This is a genomic window from Vibrio frigidus (genome assembly GCF_042465995.1).
Lineage (GTDB): Bacteria > Pseudomonadota > Gammaproteobacteria > Enterobacterales > Vibrionaceae > Vibrio.
Genome location: NZ_JBCDMC010000004.1, coordinates 328,718 through 345,922 on the forward strand (window position 1 = coordinate 328,718; position 17,205 = coordinate 345,922).

Sequence of the window (17,205 nt, forward strand, 5' to 3'; positions counted from 1 at the left end):
ATAAATGATAGTGTAAGTGTACAATTTACTGTGTTTTTGTACAGTTAAAATCATTCAGTTCGTTAAATTCCCTCCCGATAATGCTTAGGAGCAACGTTGAAATACTTACTGAATTGATTCGAAAACTCATATTGTGATGCGTAGCCTAGATCGGCTGCGATAACCGAGATACGTTTTTTGGTCGATCTTAAAAGGCGGCAGGCCTCATCCATTCGTTTTCTGATTAAATACTCTTTTGGAGAGACACCAATGTGTTTCTTAAATGTTTTTCGAAATTTTTCGTAGCCCCAGCCTTTCTCCGTGCAGTACGCTTTGAGGTCAAATCGAACGGCATAACGCATCTCGAAATCGGTGATGCTTTCTGTGATCATATCGTTTGGGATAGTGGCTTCATCTTGAGAGGTCAATAACGTCCTCATTATGTTCAAGAAACTTAAATAAGCGTCGAATACATCCTCTTCGTTGGCGTTTTGTAACTGTGACATTAGGGATTCTATGTCGGGCTTAATACCCGGGCATACGGCATTACTGTACACCGCGATATCTCTGTTGATCAAAGACATGCCACTCAGGTGTTCATACAACTCTTCGTTACAGTCTAGGTAATATTCTTGCCAGTCACTGTGGGGATTAACCACCGTGGTATGTATGACTTTTGGTCTGCGTTGAAATACACAGCCTGGCGACAACGGGTAAAGTTTGCCTTTTTCGTCGGTATAACTCCCATTTCCTCGAATGACATAAACCAAAGAAAAGAAGGGGAATTTAATATTAATATGTTCAGTTTCAATGCCGGGTTTATGTATGTATCCACACCCAATCCAGTTTTGTGATGCCCCTAATGTCCGTGAATAATTCGAAGGAGAATTAACACCAGAGCACTCTTTAGCAATCAGCTCACTTTCAAATAACTCTTCCTTTGCGTAAAACTTGTGTGAATTTTTTTCTACCATTGGTGCCATCCATATAAAATATCGTTTCTGCCATTAAGCATATCCAATATACCAAACATGGCATTTTATTTTGTGACAATGCTTATATAATAGGTGTTAACAAAAGGTGGAGGAGGTTTTATCATGAACCAGTTAACAAAACATAAGTCATTTGAATATAAAAATTCTTATGCCAATAAGCATATTAAATCAACCAGTTCGCATATCAATATGGATGGTGATAAAAGTTTAAAGCTTGAAGTTGTGCACTTCGGACTAAAGCTTAGCATGCTTATTAAGTCGGTATTCCTCGCCCTCAATGACCGTGGATTAGAGCTTTACCTCCTTGTCATTCCTTTGGGCCTCATGGCCATGTTTTTATAGGGTTGGTCCCCGTTGAGGACGCTAACAAAGCGTCCTTTTTTTTATTGTATTGGTATGGTTTCATCAATATGGTTTACATTATTAACGTGCTGATTTTATCTGTTGTGCAATAAATACCAGAGCAATCCCGCCCAAGATACACGTGGTAGAAAGAACAATATTAAATGAGAATGGTTCTCTTACGATGATAGCCCCTCCAAGCAAAGCTATTGCAGGTACGGAAAGCTGGACGATTGATGCCGTAAGCACGGTGAGTTGCTTTAACGCCATATACCAGATGACGTAACCTAATGCTGAAGTGAAAACGCCAGAGCAGATAGCTAACAACAGACCAGTTGGAGTAATACTGTCGATATTTAATAACCACGGTAACATGAGAAGAGCAATCATCGAGCTGCCTACAAAACCTTGGGTGGTCGATTGTAAAGGTTTGCCAGACGCTTTTCCTTGAAGAGTAAATATCGCCCAGCATACCCCAGATATCGCCATCAACAGTGCCGAAATGAGATTGGGTCTGGTTGCAGAAGGCAAAAGTAAAACCAGAAAGCCACTGATGGCAACTCCAATACCTAACCACTCAAAACCAATAATGTGGTTTCCTTTAAAGGCATAAGCGATCAACATACTTAGTTGTACAACCCCAAATAGAATAAGTGCACCTGTTCCTGTTCCAAGTTCGATATACGCGAATGAAAAAAACAGCGCGTAGCCAAGTAGCGATATAGACGAAATGAATACAGATTTTTTATCAATGGGTTGGTCGATTGATTTGGATTGACGAAAAACTAGCGTAATAATAATGAGCGTGATTGCTCCGGATAAAATCCGAATCAGCGTGAAAGAGCCTGCATCGATGTATCCTTCTAGTAACGCAATTCTACACAAAATCGAATTGGCGGCGAAAGCGAGCATAGCCACAAAGGTATATAATAGGGTTTTCACATTGACCACATTTGAATGAATAGTTGTGCCATTGTGGCGTGTTTTTATTACCTAATCTAGCATAACCTGTTCCTATCTATACCATTTAGGCATATATATCAGTCTTCTAGTTGGTGTAGTAACAGAGGTAGCATCTGTTCGGCTTTCATTGGTTTGTAGAAAAAGTACCCTTGAGCGGAATCGCTACCGAGTTGATGACAAAATTGAGCCTGAGTTTTGGTTTCAACGCCTTCTACAACGATAATGAGATCGAGGATGTGTCCCACATCTATAATCGCCTTCAAAATCGCTTCATCTTTACGATTATTCGGCACTTCTGTTACAAATGCCCTATCAACTTTAAGGTAATTGATTGGGAATTTTCGTAGATAACTTAGTGATGAATAGCCAGTGCCAAAATCGTCAATGGATATTGCCGTACCAGCTTTTTGTAGACGTTTTAACTTAATCATCAAATCGTCGTTCGCAGTAATTAATGTGTGTTCCGTCAACTCAATGCCGAGATCTTTTGGCTGTAAGCCAAACTCGCGCAACGTGTCAAATAAGAAGGAGAAAAAGTGGTTCTGTGTTAATTGCCTACCAGAGACATTGATGTCAACTCGTATGTCTTTAATTCCTTGTTGCTTCCATTGCGAGATCTGTTTGCAAGCACTTCTGAGCACCCATTCGCCAATCTTAATAATCAGATCTGAACGTTCCGCAATTGGGATGAAAATATCCGGACCTACTGCCTTAATAGGAGGGGTTGGATCCCATCGAATTAATGCTTCACAAGAGATTATTTTATTGTTGTTAAGGTCAATTTGAGGCTGATAAACGAGATGAAACTGGTCTAAATAAAGTGAATCTCTGAGGTGATTTGAGATCTCTCGTTGGAAGCGAAGAACGTTGTGAATAGATTTGTCAAAAAACCGATAGCGATTCCGGCCGTCTTCCTTTGCTTGATACATGGCGGCATCTGAATATTTAAGTAACTGATCTGTATCGATACCATCCTTTGGGTATAGGCTGATTCCGATGCTTGCTGTGATGTATATATTCTGTTTAAAAAGCGTAAACGTCTGTTCAAACTCAGTCATGAGTTTATGCACCACAATCTCGACGTCACTATTGTTTTGAATATTTGGCAAAACGACTAGAAACTCATCGCCACCAAATCGAGAGAGCGTATCGTACATCCTTAGACGGCGTTTGAGCCGTTGAGCAACCTGTATTAATAAGCGGTCCCCAGCATTATGTCCCATAGTATCGTTAATCTCTTTAAATAGGTCGAGATCGATAAATAACACGGCCATTTTCTGATCGAATCGTTTAGCTTCACTGATTCGGCGAGCGAGTTCTTGCTCAAAATACCGCCGATTGGGGAGGTCAGTTAAACTGTCTGTGGTTGCTATTCGTTGTAGTTCCAGCTTCGACTTATGCTGCTCGGTAAGATCAACATCGACGCAGAACATCTCTGGTTCATCCGATCCTTGTTTAAGCATGATGTGGCTTGAGTACACAATTACTTGCTGGCCGTCTTTGCATCGTAAGCAAAGCTCTCCTGCAGGGATAGCGATGTTGTGGTCTATCCACGCTTTATGGAGGTCAATAACGGTCTTTTGCATGGCGTCAGGAATAATGAGATCTTCTAAGGTTTGTCCGAACGCCTCTTCTTTGGAGTACCCATAAATCTCGCAGCTTGCTTCATTCCAATAGATAACCTTTCTGTTTTTGTCATAACCCTGTACTGCCACTTTTGGCATTGACTCTATGAGCCGCAAAAATCGAGATTCATTAGGATCGTATGCGTTCATAGATTGATTAGTCAATGCGGTCCACCTCCGTACAGAGTGCTGTCATAAGGATATTCCAATGATGCCGTTCTAAATTTAACTCTATGAAATTATGGGTAAAAAGCAAGTTTTAAACCGAATTCAAATCTGAATGGCATTGGTGTGTTGAGTGAGTGCACATGACTGTTCTATTTTTTATGCATCAATATTAGACAGATAGATTAATAGATCTATTGATAGTGCGACGAGTACGTACGACTAAAGGGTTATATCTCGTTTTTCTAATTTAAGCGGATAAATACGTTCAGTAATTGACCACTAGCACAAATTTAAATTGTGCGCAGGACTATAGTAAAAGTCTAATAAAGAGAAAAACAACGAGTGAGAAGCAATAGCAAAGATTTTACAATGGAGCGCACGTTAGAAGAACAATTTGCCACAATCGTGACGCCGCTTTCGTTTTTACCCCAACATAAGGTAGAACAATATGAGCAATTCGTTAAAGGATATGACCCTGCCACCTGACCTGACCACTAAAAAAGGGTCTGGCCCCGTACGTACTAAATTTCCAATCTATTCAAACTCTCTACCGCCTTGTAACCATGCATGTCCGACAGGCAGCAACATTCAAAAATGGCTATCCTTAGCGCAAGAAGAACGGTACGAAGAAGCGTTTCAAGAACTGGTACTGAATAACCCGCTTCCCGCGATCCATGGACGTGTTTGTTATCACCCTTGCGAAACCGCTTGCAACAGAACCGATGTTGACCAACCAGTGAGTATTCATGCGGTCGAACGCTACTTGGGCGATGTTGCTATTGAGAAAAAATGGCCAGTGCGCTTTGATGCGAAAGCAACGGGGAAAAGGGTATTAGTGGTGGGGGCTGGACCGAGTGGTTTAGCGACGGCGTATCATCTAAAACGATTTGGTCACGATGTCGAGATCCATGAAGCGGGACCGATGGCGGGTGGAATGATGCATTTCGGTATTCCTGCCTACCGCTTACCTCGAGAGGTATTAAATCAAGAAATTGCGCGTATTCAAGGAATGGGCATCGATATTGTTCTCAACAGTAAAGTCGACGACCTATTAGCCGCAAAAGTGCAGGGACGGTTTGATGCGGTATTTTTGGCTATCGGTGCCCATGTTGGTCGTGGTATTGAGATCCCGAGTGATGACCCCGGCGTAGCCATTGATGCGGTTACCTATTTGCGTAATATCGGGATGGGTGATACGCCGACCTTGGGTAAGCGGGTTGCGGTGTATGGTGGGGGTAATACCGCAATGGATGCCGCTCGTACTGCAAAACGAATGGGGGCGGAGGTGATGATTATCTATCGTCGCAATCGAGAACTCATGCCTGCTCATGATTTTGAATGTGTGGAAGCGATGGAAGAAGGGATAGCGTTTCATTGGCTTCGAACTATCAATAGTATCGATGGTTCAACTTTTACGCTAGAAAAAATGAATATAGTTGATGGGCGACCGAAGCCAACCGGTGAATATGAAACCATACAAGCCGACTCCCTTATTCTTGCCCTTGGACAAAATATTGATACCAAATTGACCCGAAATGTACCGGGTGTTGAGCACAAGGATGATGGCACTGTCGTCGTAAATAATCAAATGATGACTGGGTATCCTGGCCTGTTTGCTGGTGGTGATATGGTACCAAGTGACCGCACCGTGACGATTGCCGTTGGACATGGTAAAAAAGCCGCCGCGCATATAAATGGTTTCCTATGTGGCAGAGCATTTTCCAAAGCATCGAAGCAACCACTGATTAAATATGATCAACTGCATCTCTGGTATAAAACCGATGCCGATAAGCGGGAACAACCCGCCGTAGCACCTGAAATCCGTACCTCATCTTTTGAAGAAGTCATAGGGGGCCTAACGTTACAAGAAGCCTTGTTTGAAGCCCAACGTTGTTATTCTTGTGGTAACTGTTTTGAGTGTGATGGTTGCTTAGGGGCTTGTCCCTATGGTGCGATTACATCAAAAGGTAAGGGTAAAGGGTACTCGGTTGATTACGATAAATGCACGGGTTGCGAAGCTTGCTATACCCAATGCCCATGTCATGCGATCGAAATGGTCGCAGCTGAAGTGAAGTAGGAGGCGCTAAATGAGTCATTTTAATCATGTTATGCATACCTGTGATGGTAATGAAGCTACGGCACATATCGCGTATCGCGTGAGTGAAGTTTGTGCTATTTATCCTATAACGCCTTCTTCCACAATGGCTGAATTTGCTGACCAGTGGGCAGCAGAGGACAAACGAAATATCTGGGGGAATATCCCTTTAATTGCAGAGATGCAAAGTGAAGGAGGCGCCGCAGGAACGGTACACGGAGCGCTTCAAAGTGGCGCATTAACGACTACATTCACTGCCTCTCAAGGCTTGATGTTGATGCTACCAAATATGTATAAGATTGCTGGAGAATTAACACCCGCAGTCTTCCATGTGGCGGCGCGATCGCTGGCAGCTCAAGGGTTATCAATATTTGGTGACCACCAAGATATTATGGCGGCTCGTGGTACTGGCTTTGCTTTACTGGCAGCATCCTCGGTACAAGAAGCGCACGATATGGCACTTATTGCTCATACTGCGACATTGTCTGCGCGAATACCGTTTATCCATTTTTTCGATGGTTTTCGCACTTCACACGAAGTGAACAAAATAAATCTAATCTCTGATGAAGTAATAAGAGAAATGATCTCGGATGAACTTGTACGAGCACATAGACTTAGAGGACTTAGCCCCGATACACCATTTATTCGCGGTACGGCGCAAAACCCAGATGTTTACTTTCAAGCGAGAGAGACCGTAAACCCGTTTTATGCAGCAACACCAAGTATTGTTCAGGGCTGCATGGATCAGCTAGCAGAGTTAACTGGCCGACATTACAAACTTATTGAATTCCATGGCGCAGAAGATGCTGAACACGTCGTTATTGCGATGGGGTCAGGGGTTGAGACCCTCATTGAAACGGTCGATTATCTTGTCGAAAAGGGCGAGAAAGTGGGGGTGTTAAAGGTGCGCCTTTATCGTCCATTGTCGACCGAACACCTATTAGCTGAATTACCGGATAGTGTAAAATGCATTACGGTGCTTGATCGTACCAAAGAGCCAAGTGCAACGGCGGATCCCCTTTATCAAGATATTATTACTGCGTTAATGGAAGACGGAAGTAAATTCGAATCTATGCCAAGAGTGTTGGCAGGAAGATATGGTCTATCGAGTAAAGAATTTACCCCTGCAATGGCAAAAGCGGTGTTTGATAATGTTAAAGGCGAAACTAAGCGGCATTTTACTGTTGGCATTATTGATGATGTAGGTTTGTCACATCTTGAGGTTGATGAAAGCTTTGATATTGAACCGAATGAAGTGGTTCGAGCGATGTTTTATGGGCTAGGCGCCGATGGTACCGTTGGTGCAAACAAGAATACGATAAAGATCATAGGAGACGACCCTGATTATTTTGCACAGGGTTATTTTGTCTATGATTCTAAGAAATCAGGCTCGCAAACTGAATCCCACCTTAGATTTGGTCACCATGAGATTAACAGTCCGTATCTGATTCAGTCTGCAAATTTCATTGCTTGTCACCAACAGACCTTTGTAGAAAAAACGGATATGCTGGCTAAGGCGGCATTACATGCCACCTTCTTGCTGAATTCCTCTGTTGATAATGAGTTGGTGTGGGATTCTTTGCCTGCAAGGATGCAAAAACAGCTGATCGATAAACAGATGAAGCTCTATGTTATTGATGGCTATAAAGTGGCGCGTGAAACAGGGATGGGCAACAGAACCAATACCATCATGCAGACCTGCTTTTTTGCCCTCTCTGGCGTGATCGAGAAAGACCAAGCGATAGAAAAAATTAAGAAAGCGATTGAAAAAACGTATTCGAAAAAAGGACCAGAGCTCGTTGAAAAAAACTTCTTAGCGGTGGATCAAGCTCTAGCGAATCTACATCAGATCGATATACCTAAGCAGGTAACCGCAAAAATTGAAGCGATCAAATTTGTCTCTGATAAAGCGCCTGATTTTGTAAAAGAAGTGACCGCGATGATGATGGCAGGCAAGGGTGATTTGATTCCTGTTTCCCAGTTGCCAGTCGATGGCACCTATCCTTCAGGCACAACGCAGTGGGAGAAACGAAACATCGCACAGCGTATCCCTATCTGGGATTTCGATGCGTGTATTCAATGTGGTAATTGCAGTATCGTTTGTCCTCATGCCGCGATTCGAGCCAAGTTTTATGACAAATCGATGTTGGACTCTGCACCTGATGGGTTTAAAACGGCGCATATCTCGGCGAGAGGATTTCCGGAAATTCGCTATACATTGCAAGTGTATGCCGAAGATTGTACAGGATGTGGTCTATGTGTAGATGCGTGTCCGGCAATAGTAAGTGCTAACTCAAATGGGGATGACACGCGTAAAGCGATTAATATGGAGCTTAAAGAACCTTATCTAGAACAAGAAATTAGCAATCTGGCGTTCTTTGAAGAGCTAGATTACAACGACCGATCTCGAGTGGACTTCTCACACGTCCGAGGTGTTCAGTTCCTTCAACCTCTGTTTGAGTTTTCCGGTGCATGTTCAGGATGCGGTGAAACCCCGTATCTTAAACTGATGTCACAGCTTTTCGGTGACCGATTAATGATAGCGAATGCGACAGGTTGTTCCTCAATTTACGGTGGTAACCTACCCACAACGCCTTGGTCAGTGAACAATGATGGCAGAGGCCCGTCTTGGTCCAATTCGTTGTTTGAAGACAATGCAGAATTCGGTTTTGGCTTTAGGTTAGCGGCCGTTAAGCAGCGCGAATTAGCGGAACAACTGTTGTTAGAAAATCGCGAACACTTTGATCCGTTATTAGTTGACCAACTACTTAATGCAAAACAAATAACGGAGTCCGAAATCCAGGCGCAGATCAAACGTGTCAATACGCTCAAGGAACGCCTTGAACAGATAGATACAGAATCGACACGTAATCTCACTTCAGTTGCCGAGCAGCTCGTTCGTCGTTCAATATGGATTGTTGGTGGTGATGGCTGGGCATATGATATTGATTCAGGTGGGTTAGACCATGTGTTAGCTAGTGGTGCGGATGTAAACGTGTTGGTTATGGATACTGAGGTGTATTCAAATACCGGTGGTCAGATGTCGAAATCAACGCCTCTAGGTGCGGTAGCGAAATTTGCTTCGGCGGGAAAACAGGCAACCAAAAAAGATCTCGCCATGCAAGCCATTGCTTATAATAATGTTTATGTTGCTCGTATCGCCCTTGGAGGGGACCCACAACAATCATTATTGGCAATGCGTGAGGCTGAAATGTACCGCGGACCTTCTATCGTTATTGCGTATAGCCACTGTATTGCCCATGGCATCAATATGGAAGATGGTTTACGACAGCAACAACTTGCGGTTCAATCGGGTCACTGGCCTCTGTTCCGATATAATCCATCGCTTAGAGAGGTGGATATTAATCCTTTTTCCCTAGACTCATTGAGACCAAGTATTTCTCTTAAAGAGTATCGAATGAATGAGGATAGATACCGAATGTTACAACGAAGTGATCCGGAAATGGCGGAGAAAATCACGGAAGAGGCTCAACAGGTTGCCCACAGGAAATGGCAATTATATGAAGAGTTAGCCACTCGAAGTACGGGGACGATTGCCCCACATGTTGAGTTGACCGCTCAGAAGTAAAACCAATCGATAACTTACCTTAACTCCCCCCTCTCATCAGTGGGGGGATAACGGGTTTACGATTAAAACAGACCTATCTTTAGTGCAAACATATAAATTAACTCTGGTAAAATAGCGGCGTATACTGCAAGCCAATATACCGCGAATAGAATGACGCTGGATTTCAGAATAGCGGATAAATTCGGATTCATATCGTGACCATTATGCAAGGATATTCCTTTGGTAAAGCAGTATCTGTGCCAGTTAGTAACTGTTTGATATAACATAATTAAATATGTCAAATATCAAGGTGAACTGTCTTTAAGACACGCTTAGTGTCAAATAGACATCTTATGATTGTCTTTATGACGATTGGTGTGTAACTTATTTTTCGAAATACACCTTCAATAGATTGATTTTTAAGAGCTGTAGGTATTTTCTATTGATCAATATTATCGGCACATTTCCTGCACCTCGAGGTCAATTGCTCTATTTTACTAAGGTCCAAAATTGTTAAACATTACTGACAAAAGCAAAGAAGACAAAATTCCCCCTCTTTTAAGGCTTGGCTTCCGCCCATTTTTTCTTTTTGGCTCGTTATACGCGGTTTTATCTATTCTTATTTGGGTGTATTCATTTCAATACGGTCAACCGAGTGCACTTAACGTTCCTGCTCTTTGGTGGCATGTCCACGAAATGTTGTTTGGCTTTGCAATGGCTATCGTTGCCGGTTTTGTATTAACGGCGGTGCAAACATGGACCGGAATTAACGGTACTAAGGGTTTTCGACTCGGGATTATTGTGTCGTTGTGGGCATTACCTAGATTACTTTTTTGGACACAAACACCTTTGTGGCTCATCTCTATAGTTGAAGCACTATTTTTGGCCGCCGTTACGTATGAAGTGGGTTTCCGAGTGGTTAAGTCAAAAGGGTGGAAAAATCTATTTTTTGTTCCTCTTTTTGTTCTTGCGTTAATCGCGAATTTTGCCAGTTACGCAACAATTAAGGGTTTACCGCCATTCCCTTCTCTTGCTGTGTGGCAGGCGATGCTTTGGTGGTTTATGTTACTTTTGTCCGTAATGGGTGGACGAGTAATACCTTTTTTTACCGCTCGAAAATTCAATTTCGAGAAAGCTCAACCGCTATTGTGGCTTGATGTTGGTGCTAATTTACCATTAGTGATGTTGTTTGTACTTAGTTTCTTTCCTCTAGCAAATCAACAATTATCACAGGTATTTTTGCTCGTTGGGGCGCTATTTCAGTTTATTCGTTTTGCGCGTTGGAAGCCGTGGCTCACATTAAGCGAACCCCTTGTATGGTCGCTGCACAGTGCCTATCTTTGTATCCCGTTGGGTTTACTTGCAAGCGGTTTTAGTGAAGGTTTTTTCAAACACTCGATGATCCATTTATTCGCGATTGGTGCATTGGGTGGAGTGATTTTAGCGATGATTTCTCGAGTAACGATGGGACATACTGGTCATGCTATCTATGAAGGGCCAAGAATGTGGCCAGCCTTTTTGGCACTGTTTATTGCTGCTTTGATAAGAAGTTTTGTTGTGGCGCTATTTCCTGAACACCTGATGTTGTTAGTGAACAGTGCTGCCGTGTTATGGACGATTGCGTTTGTTATGTTTCTATATAATTTTGCGATTATGCTTATGACGCCTAGAGTGGATGGACATCCAGGTTAATAAGTAGTTGGTATATTAGCCAAATAAAAACCGTATCTAACGTCAATTAGATGCGGTTTTTAAAATTGCGTTAAGTTGAGACAAATATAATATTCCATTGTCTTTTACGAGTAGAGTTACGTAATTAACCTTGCGTTAATTGATGAAAGTTGAATGACATAAAATATAAATAAAGGCTGTTATTCATTCGAACCTAAACAAGCCAACGTCATCATATCAGAGGCGACGGCACCAGCAGTAATAGATAGACTAGTTCTTTGCATAGTGACTCAAAAACATGGCGGCCGTTTCATCGGTGATGTTTTTGAGTTTTTCTAACTCTATCTTGCTACCTATATTGAGCAATAAGGGCCAGAAACAGTGTCCTTTAATCATGTTATGCAATTGGCTATTAGCAAACTCAAAATCCATTGGTTTAAGCCTGTTGTCAGCGACCGCCGCTTCTAGCCATTTAAAAAGAGTGGTTTCTCTAGCGGAGAATTTGCCCATCTCCTTTTGCAGTGCCTCAGGGTTGTAAAAAAAGTGCCCAAATGCGACGCGTGAAAGCTCAAGATTTTCTTTAGCGGAGAACATCTTTGCTTCAGCCAGTAAAATAGCGCTTAATTGCTCACGTAGAGAGGTATCTGTTAGGTACTCAAAATCAGGCTGAATGGTCGATTTTCGCCACATCTCCGCCATGATTTGCATGACAAGTATCTCTTTGGTTTCAAAATGGTTGTAAACCGTTCTTTTGGAGACTTGAGCCAACTCGGATACCTTGTCCATGCTGGTACTCTGCACGCCATCTTTTATAAAAGCTTTCTTAGCAGCATTAAGAATTGCTTCACGTTTTAGTTCACTTCTCGTTTTTTTTACTTCAGACATTTAAACATCGACTCATTTATAGGCTGTTAATTATTTTACACTGAGTAGTTTACTTTTCAATGTATAAATGTAAACTACCCAGTGTAGTTTACAAGTTAGAGCACTCGAATGAAGAAATTTAAAATATTTGGTTTAGGAGTTTTGTTTATGACAGTTGTAACGATTGGCGCGTGTGTAACCGGTATTGGTGCGACTCAAAATAAAGGAAAGTTTGTAAATTCGGAAATCAGATACAGCCCGTCTCTAGGGAATATTTGGGACATGATAGTCGAACGTTTTAATACAAAACGAACCGCAGCGGAACCAACAAGTGAAGTTCCTTTGAAATCAATATCACAGGCTCAATTACAGAGCAGTGATGAAGATGTCATTTTTCGCTTAGGACACTCAACCATCTTGATGAGGTTAAATGGTGAGTATGTCATGACTGATCCGGTATTCAGCGAAAGAGCATCACCAGTGCAATGGGCGGGGCCTAAGCGGTTTCACCCAACCCCAATTTCTATTGAAGATCTACCCAATATTAAAGTGGTGATTATCAGTCATGACCATTATGACCATTTGGACAAAGCGGCAATCAAGAAATTGGCGAACAAAGTTGAGCATTTTGTTACCCCTTTAAAAGTGGGAGACTATCTTATCGATTGGGGTGTTGACGAATCTAAAGTGACCCAATTGGACTGGTGGCAAGACGTGCAGATTGGCAATATTCATCTTGTTGCGACACCGGCTCAACACTTCTCTGGTCGAAGTCTGTTTGATCGAGATGAAACATTGTGGGCAAGCTGGGTCATCCAAAGCGACAAACACAATCTATTCTTTAGTGGAGATGGCGGCTATTTTAATGGTTTCAAAGATATTGGTGAAAAATACGGTCCGTTTGATGTCACTATGATAGAGACGGGGGCTTATAATGACCTGTGGGCCGATATTCATATGTTACCTGAACATAGCATGCAGGCACACCTGGATCTTAAAGGCAAAGCGATGTTGCCAATCCACAATGGTACCTTTGATCTATCCATGCACGACTGGTTTGAACCGTTTGAACGAATTACAAAATTGGCGAAGCAAAATAACGTTAATCTATTAACGCCAGTGTTTGGTGATGCGATTGAGCTCGACAATCCGGTTAGTAATTATGCATGGTGGCGTGAAGCACAAGAGACGAATGAGTCCACGTTAGCGCTACAAGAGCAATAAAATACGTGGGTCGCTACTTTGCCAGACTCTATAGCTAAGCAAAGCAGTGATTGCTGCATTAGGACCTCTATTAACGACGATGAAGCGTTAATTCGAATTGATGGTTATACGACATTTTATTCGATAGAAAGCGTGTAAATAGCCGATGTTATTGCTAAAGCGATCATCAGTATTACCAAGGCCCTTCTATTTGAAGCTAAGTTTATTTTGGCTGTCATGTTTTCTTGATAGCCAGTAAACATTGCTTTGACGAGAGGTTTGTTCCGCCATTTATAGATAATAATGGCCAGCACGTGTAGCCCTACAAGTACAAATAACCCATTAACGAGGTTTTCATGTATGAGAACGCAGACATCAAATATGTCATCGTTAAGCCAGATTTCTGAACCGGGTAAGGGGTCCAACATCCCAGATAGAGCAAGACCAGTCAGCGCTTGAAGCAATAGTGCACCAATCATGGCGAGGACCATATAACCACCTGCAGGGTTATGGCCTGGTTGCTCCGGATGTTGTCCATTTAGGTATTGAACGACCGTTTTTGGTGATCGGATAAATCGTGAGAAACGACTTGTATCACTTCCGAAAAAGCCCCAAATAATACGCCATATGAGCAGAGTAAAAAGGGTTAAACCAAAGTAAACGTGCGGCCCTTGTTCCGTAAGACCGCTAAAGGCCAACCCAGCGAATAGTAGCGCCTGAATCCAATGATATAAACGTGTCGGTAAGTCCCAAACTTTCATGTCCCGTCCTTGTGAGTAGTTTGCTATTCCTCATTATACAATCTGATTAACCGAAGAGTAATGTCTATTGCAACTATTTACATAACAAACACGACTTACGTAATAACAACTATTTACTTAAGCGTGATTATTGTGTAACTATGCTTAAATAATAAACAGCTCTCATATGAGCGACATGGAGGAAGTAAAATGAAAAAGCAATTAGTAAGCCTATTTATGCTTATTTCGGTTTCGGCTAGTGCAGCAACGTTTGAAGCGGAAATAGAGGCTCGTCAGGATGCATATTCAGGTATCAAAGATAACGTCGAAGCGGTTGGTGGCATGCTCGAAAGTGGTCAATTTGATTACGCTAAGTTTGAGATGCTGGGAGAGGCACTAACCAAGCATTCATCTAGCCTAAAAACGCTGTTCCCAGAAGGAAGCCAAGAAGGCAGTAACGCCAAAAAGGCGGTATGGAAGGATTTTGAGAAATTCTCAACGAATCTAGATAAACTCGATCAAGGCTTTCAAGATTTCTATGCGGCAGCAAAGGTACAAGATCAGGCCGCTCTCGTAGCCGGATTTAAAGATGCGACTGGTACCTGCAAAGGCTGTCATCGTAAGTTCCGTAATAAGAAATAAAGTAAAAAAGAGTTCTATTCACAGACTGAGATAAATCTGTCTGAGCTGTGCGATAAGCGGTTCAATTTTATTACTTTGTACATTGCCATAGCCAAGAACCAGAGCATTCCAGTCGCGCTGATTGGTGTGTTTCTCATAATAAGATAGGGGTCGAACCGTGATCCCTTTCTTATCGGCCGCTTCGACCACTTGATTTTCGCTAGGTGAACCCTGCCAGCGAACAGTGGTGTGCAGTCCTGCCTCCTGACTGATCACTTGCCACTCTCTTCCAAAATGTTGCGTGAGCGCGCCTCGTAATAAAATAGATTTTTGTTGATAAATTTTCCTCATTCGCCTTAGATGACGGAGAAAATGTCCTTCAGAGATGAAGTCTGCCAAAGCGGCTTGGCTATGTATCGCGGTATTGCCAGCCATCGCATCTTTTATCTTTAAGCAAGTCTCTACCAGATTTTCCGGCACCACCATGTAGCCAATTCTTAAGCCGTTAAACATCGTCTTACTTAATGAGCCAACATAGATACGACGTTCTGAAAACCCTGATTGTGCAGATAAACCTTGAAGCGACGTATAGGGTCTATGAGCAAATTGAAACTCGCTATCATAATCGTCCTCGATAACCCAAGCGTGGTTCGCCTCTGCCCATTGCAATATTTGTAACCGCTGCTCGGTATTGAGGGTCGTTCCCATCGGATATTGGTTGCTGGGTGTTAAGTAAACGGCCGCCGCTCTGTGTGTTAGCAATGAGGAAATATTGAGCCCCAGTAACGGGTCGACTGATACTGAAACCGTCTTAATACGATAAAGGTCCAACACTTTACGCATCTGTGAATATCCTGGTTCTTCCATTAACACCGTTTGATTTGGATCTAAAATCGCTAAGGTTGCGATGGAAAGCGCCTGCTGCGCACCGGAAGTAACGATGATTCGGTTTGGATGACAGGAAACGGAGCGGCTCGATTGTAGATAGTGGCTGAGTGCTTCACGCAATGGGAAGTAACCTTGTATGTCACCCATTCCTGACAATGAGTCCCGGTGAATATGTCTTTGTAGCAATCGTTGCCATTTGGTATATGGGAATTCAGCGAGGTCAGGTATACCAGGAGAAAATGGTCGATTTAGATAAAGCGATCGTTGTGTGTCGAATGGGGGCACAATAGTGAGTTCTTTACTGTTTATGGTGGATCGGTATGGTCGTTGGGATTGACTGATAGCGGTCTTCAGAAAGTGCTCAGGGATAGATACCGCTACAAAAAAGCCTGAACCTTTTCGGCTTTGCAAGTATCCCTCTGCAACAAGCTGTTCGTAGGCACTGGTTACTGTATTTCGACTCAGTTTAAGTTCTTCTGCCATCTTTCTGGTAGAGGGTAACTTTTGTTCTCTTTTCCAATGCCCATTGATTATTTTTTGCTGAATGGCATCAAATAATGTTTGTTGAAGTGAAGAACTTTGCTTTGATAGAAAAAGATCACCGACGTCGATTAAACTCATAACTGGCCCTTTGGTTTATTTATAATTGGCTCTAATTAAGATACCAGTTTGATTGTATATTGTAAAAACACCAGATAAAAAGTTCAAACTAGGAGCCAAAATAATGCTTTCAAAAACGGAACGAACAGCGATAAAAAAGGGCGCACATAAAGCGTGTAATGAGCAAGCTAAGTTGCATCAAATAATTGATGAAAGTTTGCTTGCTCATGTCGCTATTGTGGAGAAAGGGGTACCTATCGTTATTCCTATGTTAGCTTGGAGAGTCGACGATCATATCTATATTCACGGTGCGAACAATAGCCGCCTACTCAGAACGTTGAAAAATAGTATAGAAACGAGTTTGACCTTTACACTTTTTGATGGCTGGGTACTGGCTCGATCAGCAATGCATCATAGTGCGCACTATCGAAGTGCGGTGGTATTTGGTCGGTTTGAACAGATAAGTAAAAATGACGAAAAAGATCGTATATTGAACCACTTTGTTGAACAAATCGCACCCAATCGTACCCGTGAGGTTCGTTTAGGTAGTCAAAAAGAGTTGTCTGCGACTCTGCTACTGAGAATGCCTTTAACAGAAGCCTCAGTTAAAATTGGTAATCATGGTGTTAACGACGATATAGCAGACTTGGATAGACCAGTTTGGGCGGGTGTTTTGCCTTATAAAACGGTTATCGGGCCTCTTGAACCTGTGACCGATCTCGGCGAAGGCATTGTAACACCTGATTATTCTTCAGCTTACGGTGGCCGTTGGTGCCGTTCATATGAGTAGTGAATGTTCGAGAACAGTTGCTATCTATGTTTAATACGATACATTTAACGGCATAAAACGGTTTTTAGCCGAATGATGTCTGTAAACAATAGA

The 17,205-nt window shown here is 42.4% G+C and carries 14 protein-coding genes; 7 read left to right on the plus strand and 7 right to left on the minus strand.

Translation table 11 applies throughout. The annotated features are described in order from the left end of the window. Positions 1 to 62: 62 nt before the first annotated feature. On the minus strand, positions 63 to 953 hold the full coding sequence (locus AACW90_RS09195) for an AraC family transcriptional regulator (RefSeq protein WP_390233429.1): 891 nt from the start codon (positions 951 to 953) through the stop codon (positions 63 to 65). Between the two features lie 123 nt (positions 954 to 1,076). Here AACW90_RS09195 and AACW90_RS09200 point away from each other — a divergent pair, with 123 nt between their 5' ends. Next, positions 1,077 to 1,316 (plus strand): hypothetical protein, encoded by a 240-nt coding sequence (locus AACW90_RS09200; RefSeq protein ID WP_390233431.1) that lies wholly within the window; start codon positions 1,077 to 1,079, stop codon positions 1,314 to 1,316. An 81-nt stretch (positions 1,317 to 1,397) separates the two neighbouring features. Here the strand turns inward: AACW90_RS09200 and AACW90_RS09205 are convergent, their stop codons facing one another. Both AACW90_RS09205 and AACW90_RS09210 read right to left on the minus strand, forming a co-directional pair. Continuing rightward, complete coding sequence (locus tag AACW90_RS09205) at positions 1,398 to 2,258, minus strand: DMT family transporter (protein WP_390233433.1); 861 nt, start codon at positions 2,256 to 2,258, stop codon at positions 1,398 to 1,400. A gap of 98 nt (positions 2,259 to 2,356) precedes the next feature. Further along, a complete protein-coding gene (locus AACW90_RS09210; RefSeq protein ID WP_390233435.1) occupies positions 2,357 to 4,069 on the minus strand; it encodes a sensor domain-containing protein in 1,713 nt (570 codons plus the stop codon). A gap of 451 nt (positions 4,070 to 4,520) precedes the next feature. Here AACW90_RS09210 and AACW90_RS09215 point away from each other — a divergent pair, with 451 nt between their 5' ends. Both AACW90_RS09215 and nifJ read left to right on the plus strand, forming a co-directional pair. After that, positions 4,521 to 6,149, plus strand: a complete 1,629-nt coding sequence (locus tag AACW90_RS09215; RefSeq protein ID WP_390233437.1) for an NAD(P)-binding protein — start codon at positions 4,521 to 4,523, stop codon at positions 6,147 to 6,149. Positions 6,150 to 6,159: 10 nt separating this feature from the next. Continuing rightward, positions 6,160 to 9,756: a pyruvate:ferredoxin (flavodoxin) oxidoreductase gene (gene nifJ, locus AACW90_RS09220; protein ID WP_390233440.1), complete on the plus strand. Its 3,597-nt coding sequence runs from the start codon at positions 6,160 to 6,162 to the stop codon at positions 9,754 to 9,756. A gap of 62 nt (positions 9,757 to 9,818) precedes the next feature. Here the strand turns inward: nifJ and AACW90_RS09225 are convergent, their stop codons facing one another. Next, positions 9,819 to 9,947 (minus strand): hypothetical protein, encoded by a 129-nt coding sequence (locus tag AACW90_RS09225; RefSeq protein ID WP_275136192.1) that lies wholly within the window; start codon positions 9,945 to 9,947, stop codon positions 9,819 to 9,821. A 298-nt stretch (positions 9,948 to 10,245) separates the two neighbouring features. On the opposite strand from AACW90_RS09225, the gene AACW90_RS09230 reads away from it, so the two are divergent. Then, positions 10,246 to 11,427 (plus strand): NnrS family protein, encoded by a 1,182-nt coding sequence (locus AACW90_RS09230; RefSeq protein WP_390233443.1) that lies wholly within the window; start codon positions 10,246 to 10,248, stop codon positions 11,425 to 11,427. Between the two features lie 249 nt (positions 11,428 to 11,676). On the opposite strand, the gene AACW90_RS09235 is transcribed toward AACW90_RS09230, so the two are convergent. Beyond that, positions 11,677 to 12,291, minus strand: a complete 615-nt coding sequence (locus AACW90_RS09235) for a TetR/AcrR family transcriptional regulator (protein WP_390233446.1) — start codon at positions 12,289 to 12,291, stop codon at positions 11,677 to 11,679. A 108-nt stretch (positions 12,292 to 12,399) separates the two neighbouring features. On the opposite strand from AACW90_RS09235, the gene AACW90_RS09240 reads away from it, so the two are divergent. After that, a complete protein-coding gene (locus AACW90_RS09240; protein ID WP_390233448.1) occupies positions 12,400 to 13,494 on the plus strand; it encodes an MBL fold metallo-hydrolase in 1,095 nt (364 codons plus the stop codon). A gap of 116 nt (positions 13,495 to 13,610) precedes the next feature. Here the strand turns inward: AACW90_RS09240 and AACW90_RS09245 are convergent, their stop codons facing one another. Then, positions 13,611 to 14,234, minus strand: a complete 624-nt coding sequence (locus AACW90_RS09245; RefSeq protein WP_390233451.1) for a cytochrome b/b6 domain-containing protein — start codon at positions 14,232 to 14,234, stop codon at positions 13,611 to 13,613. 189 nt (positions 14,235 to 14,423) lie between these two features. Here AACW90_RS09245 and AACW90_RS09250 point away from each other — a divergent pair, with 189 nt between their 5' ends. Then, positions 14,424 to 14,855 carry a c-type cytochrome gene (locus AACW90_RS09250; protein ID WP_390233454.1) on the plus strand — a complete coding sequence of 144 codons (432 nt, stop codon included), beginning with the start codon at positions 14,424 to 14,426 and terminating at the stop codon, positions 14,853 to 14,855. Positions 14,856 to 14,873: 18 nt separating this feature from the next. Here AACW90_RS09250 and pdxR read toward each other — a convergent pair whose 3' ends face one another. Next, complete coding sequence (gene pdxR, locus AACW90_RS09255) at positions 14,874 to 16,343, minus strand: MocR-like pyridoxine biosynthesis transcription factor PdxR (RefSeq protein ID WP_390233456.1); 1,470 nt, start codon at positions 16,341 to 16,343, stop codon at positions 14,874 to 14,876. Positions 16,344 to 16,446: 103 nt separating this feature from the next. On the opposite strand from pdxR, the gene AACW90_RS09260 reads away from it, so the two are divergent. Next, complete coding sequence (locus AACW90_RS09260; protein WP_390233458.1) at positions 16,447 to 17,112, plus strand: pyridoxamine 5'-phosphate oxidase family protein; 666 nt, start codon at positions 16,447 to 16,449, stop codon at positions 17,110 to 17,112. The last annotated feature ends 93 nt before the right edge of the window (positions 17,113 to 17,205 follow it).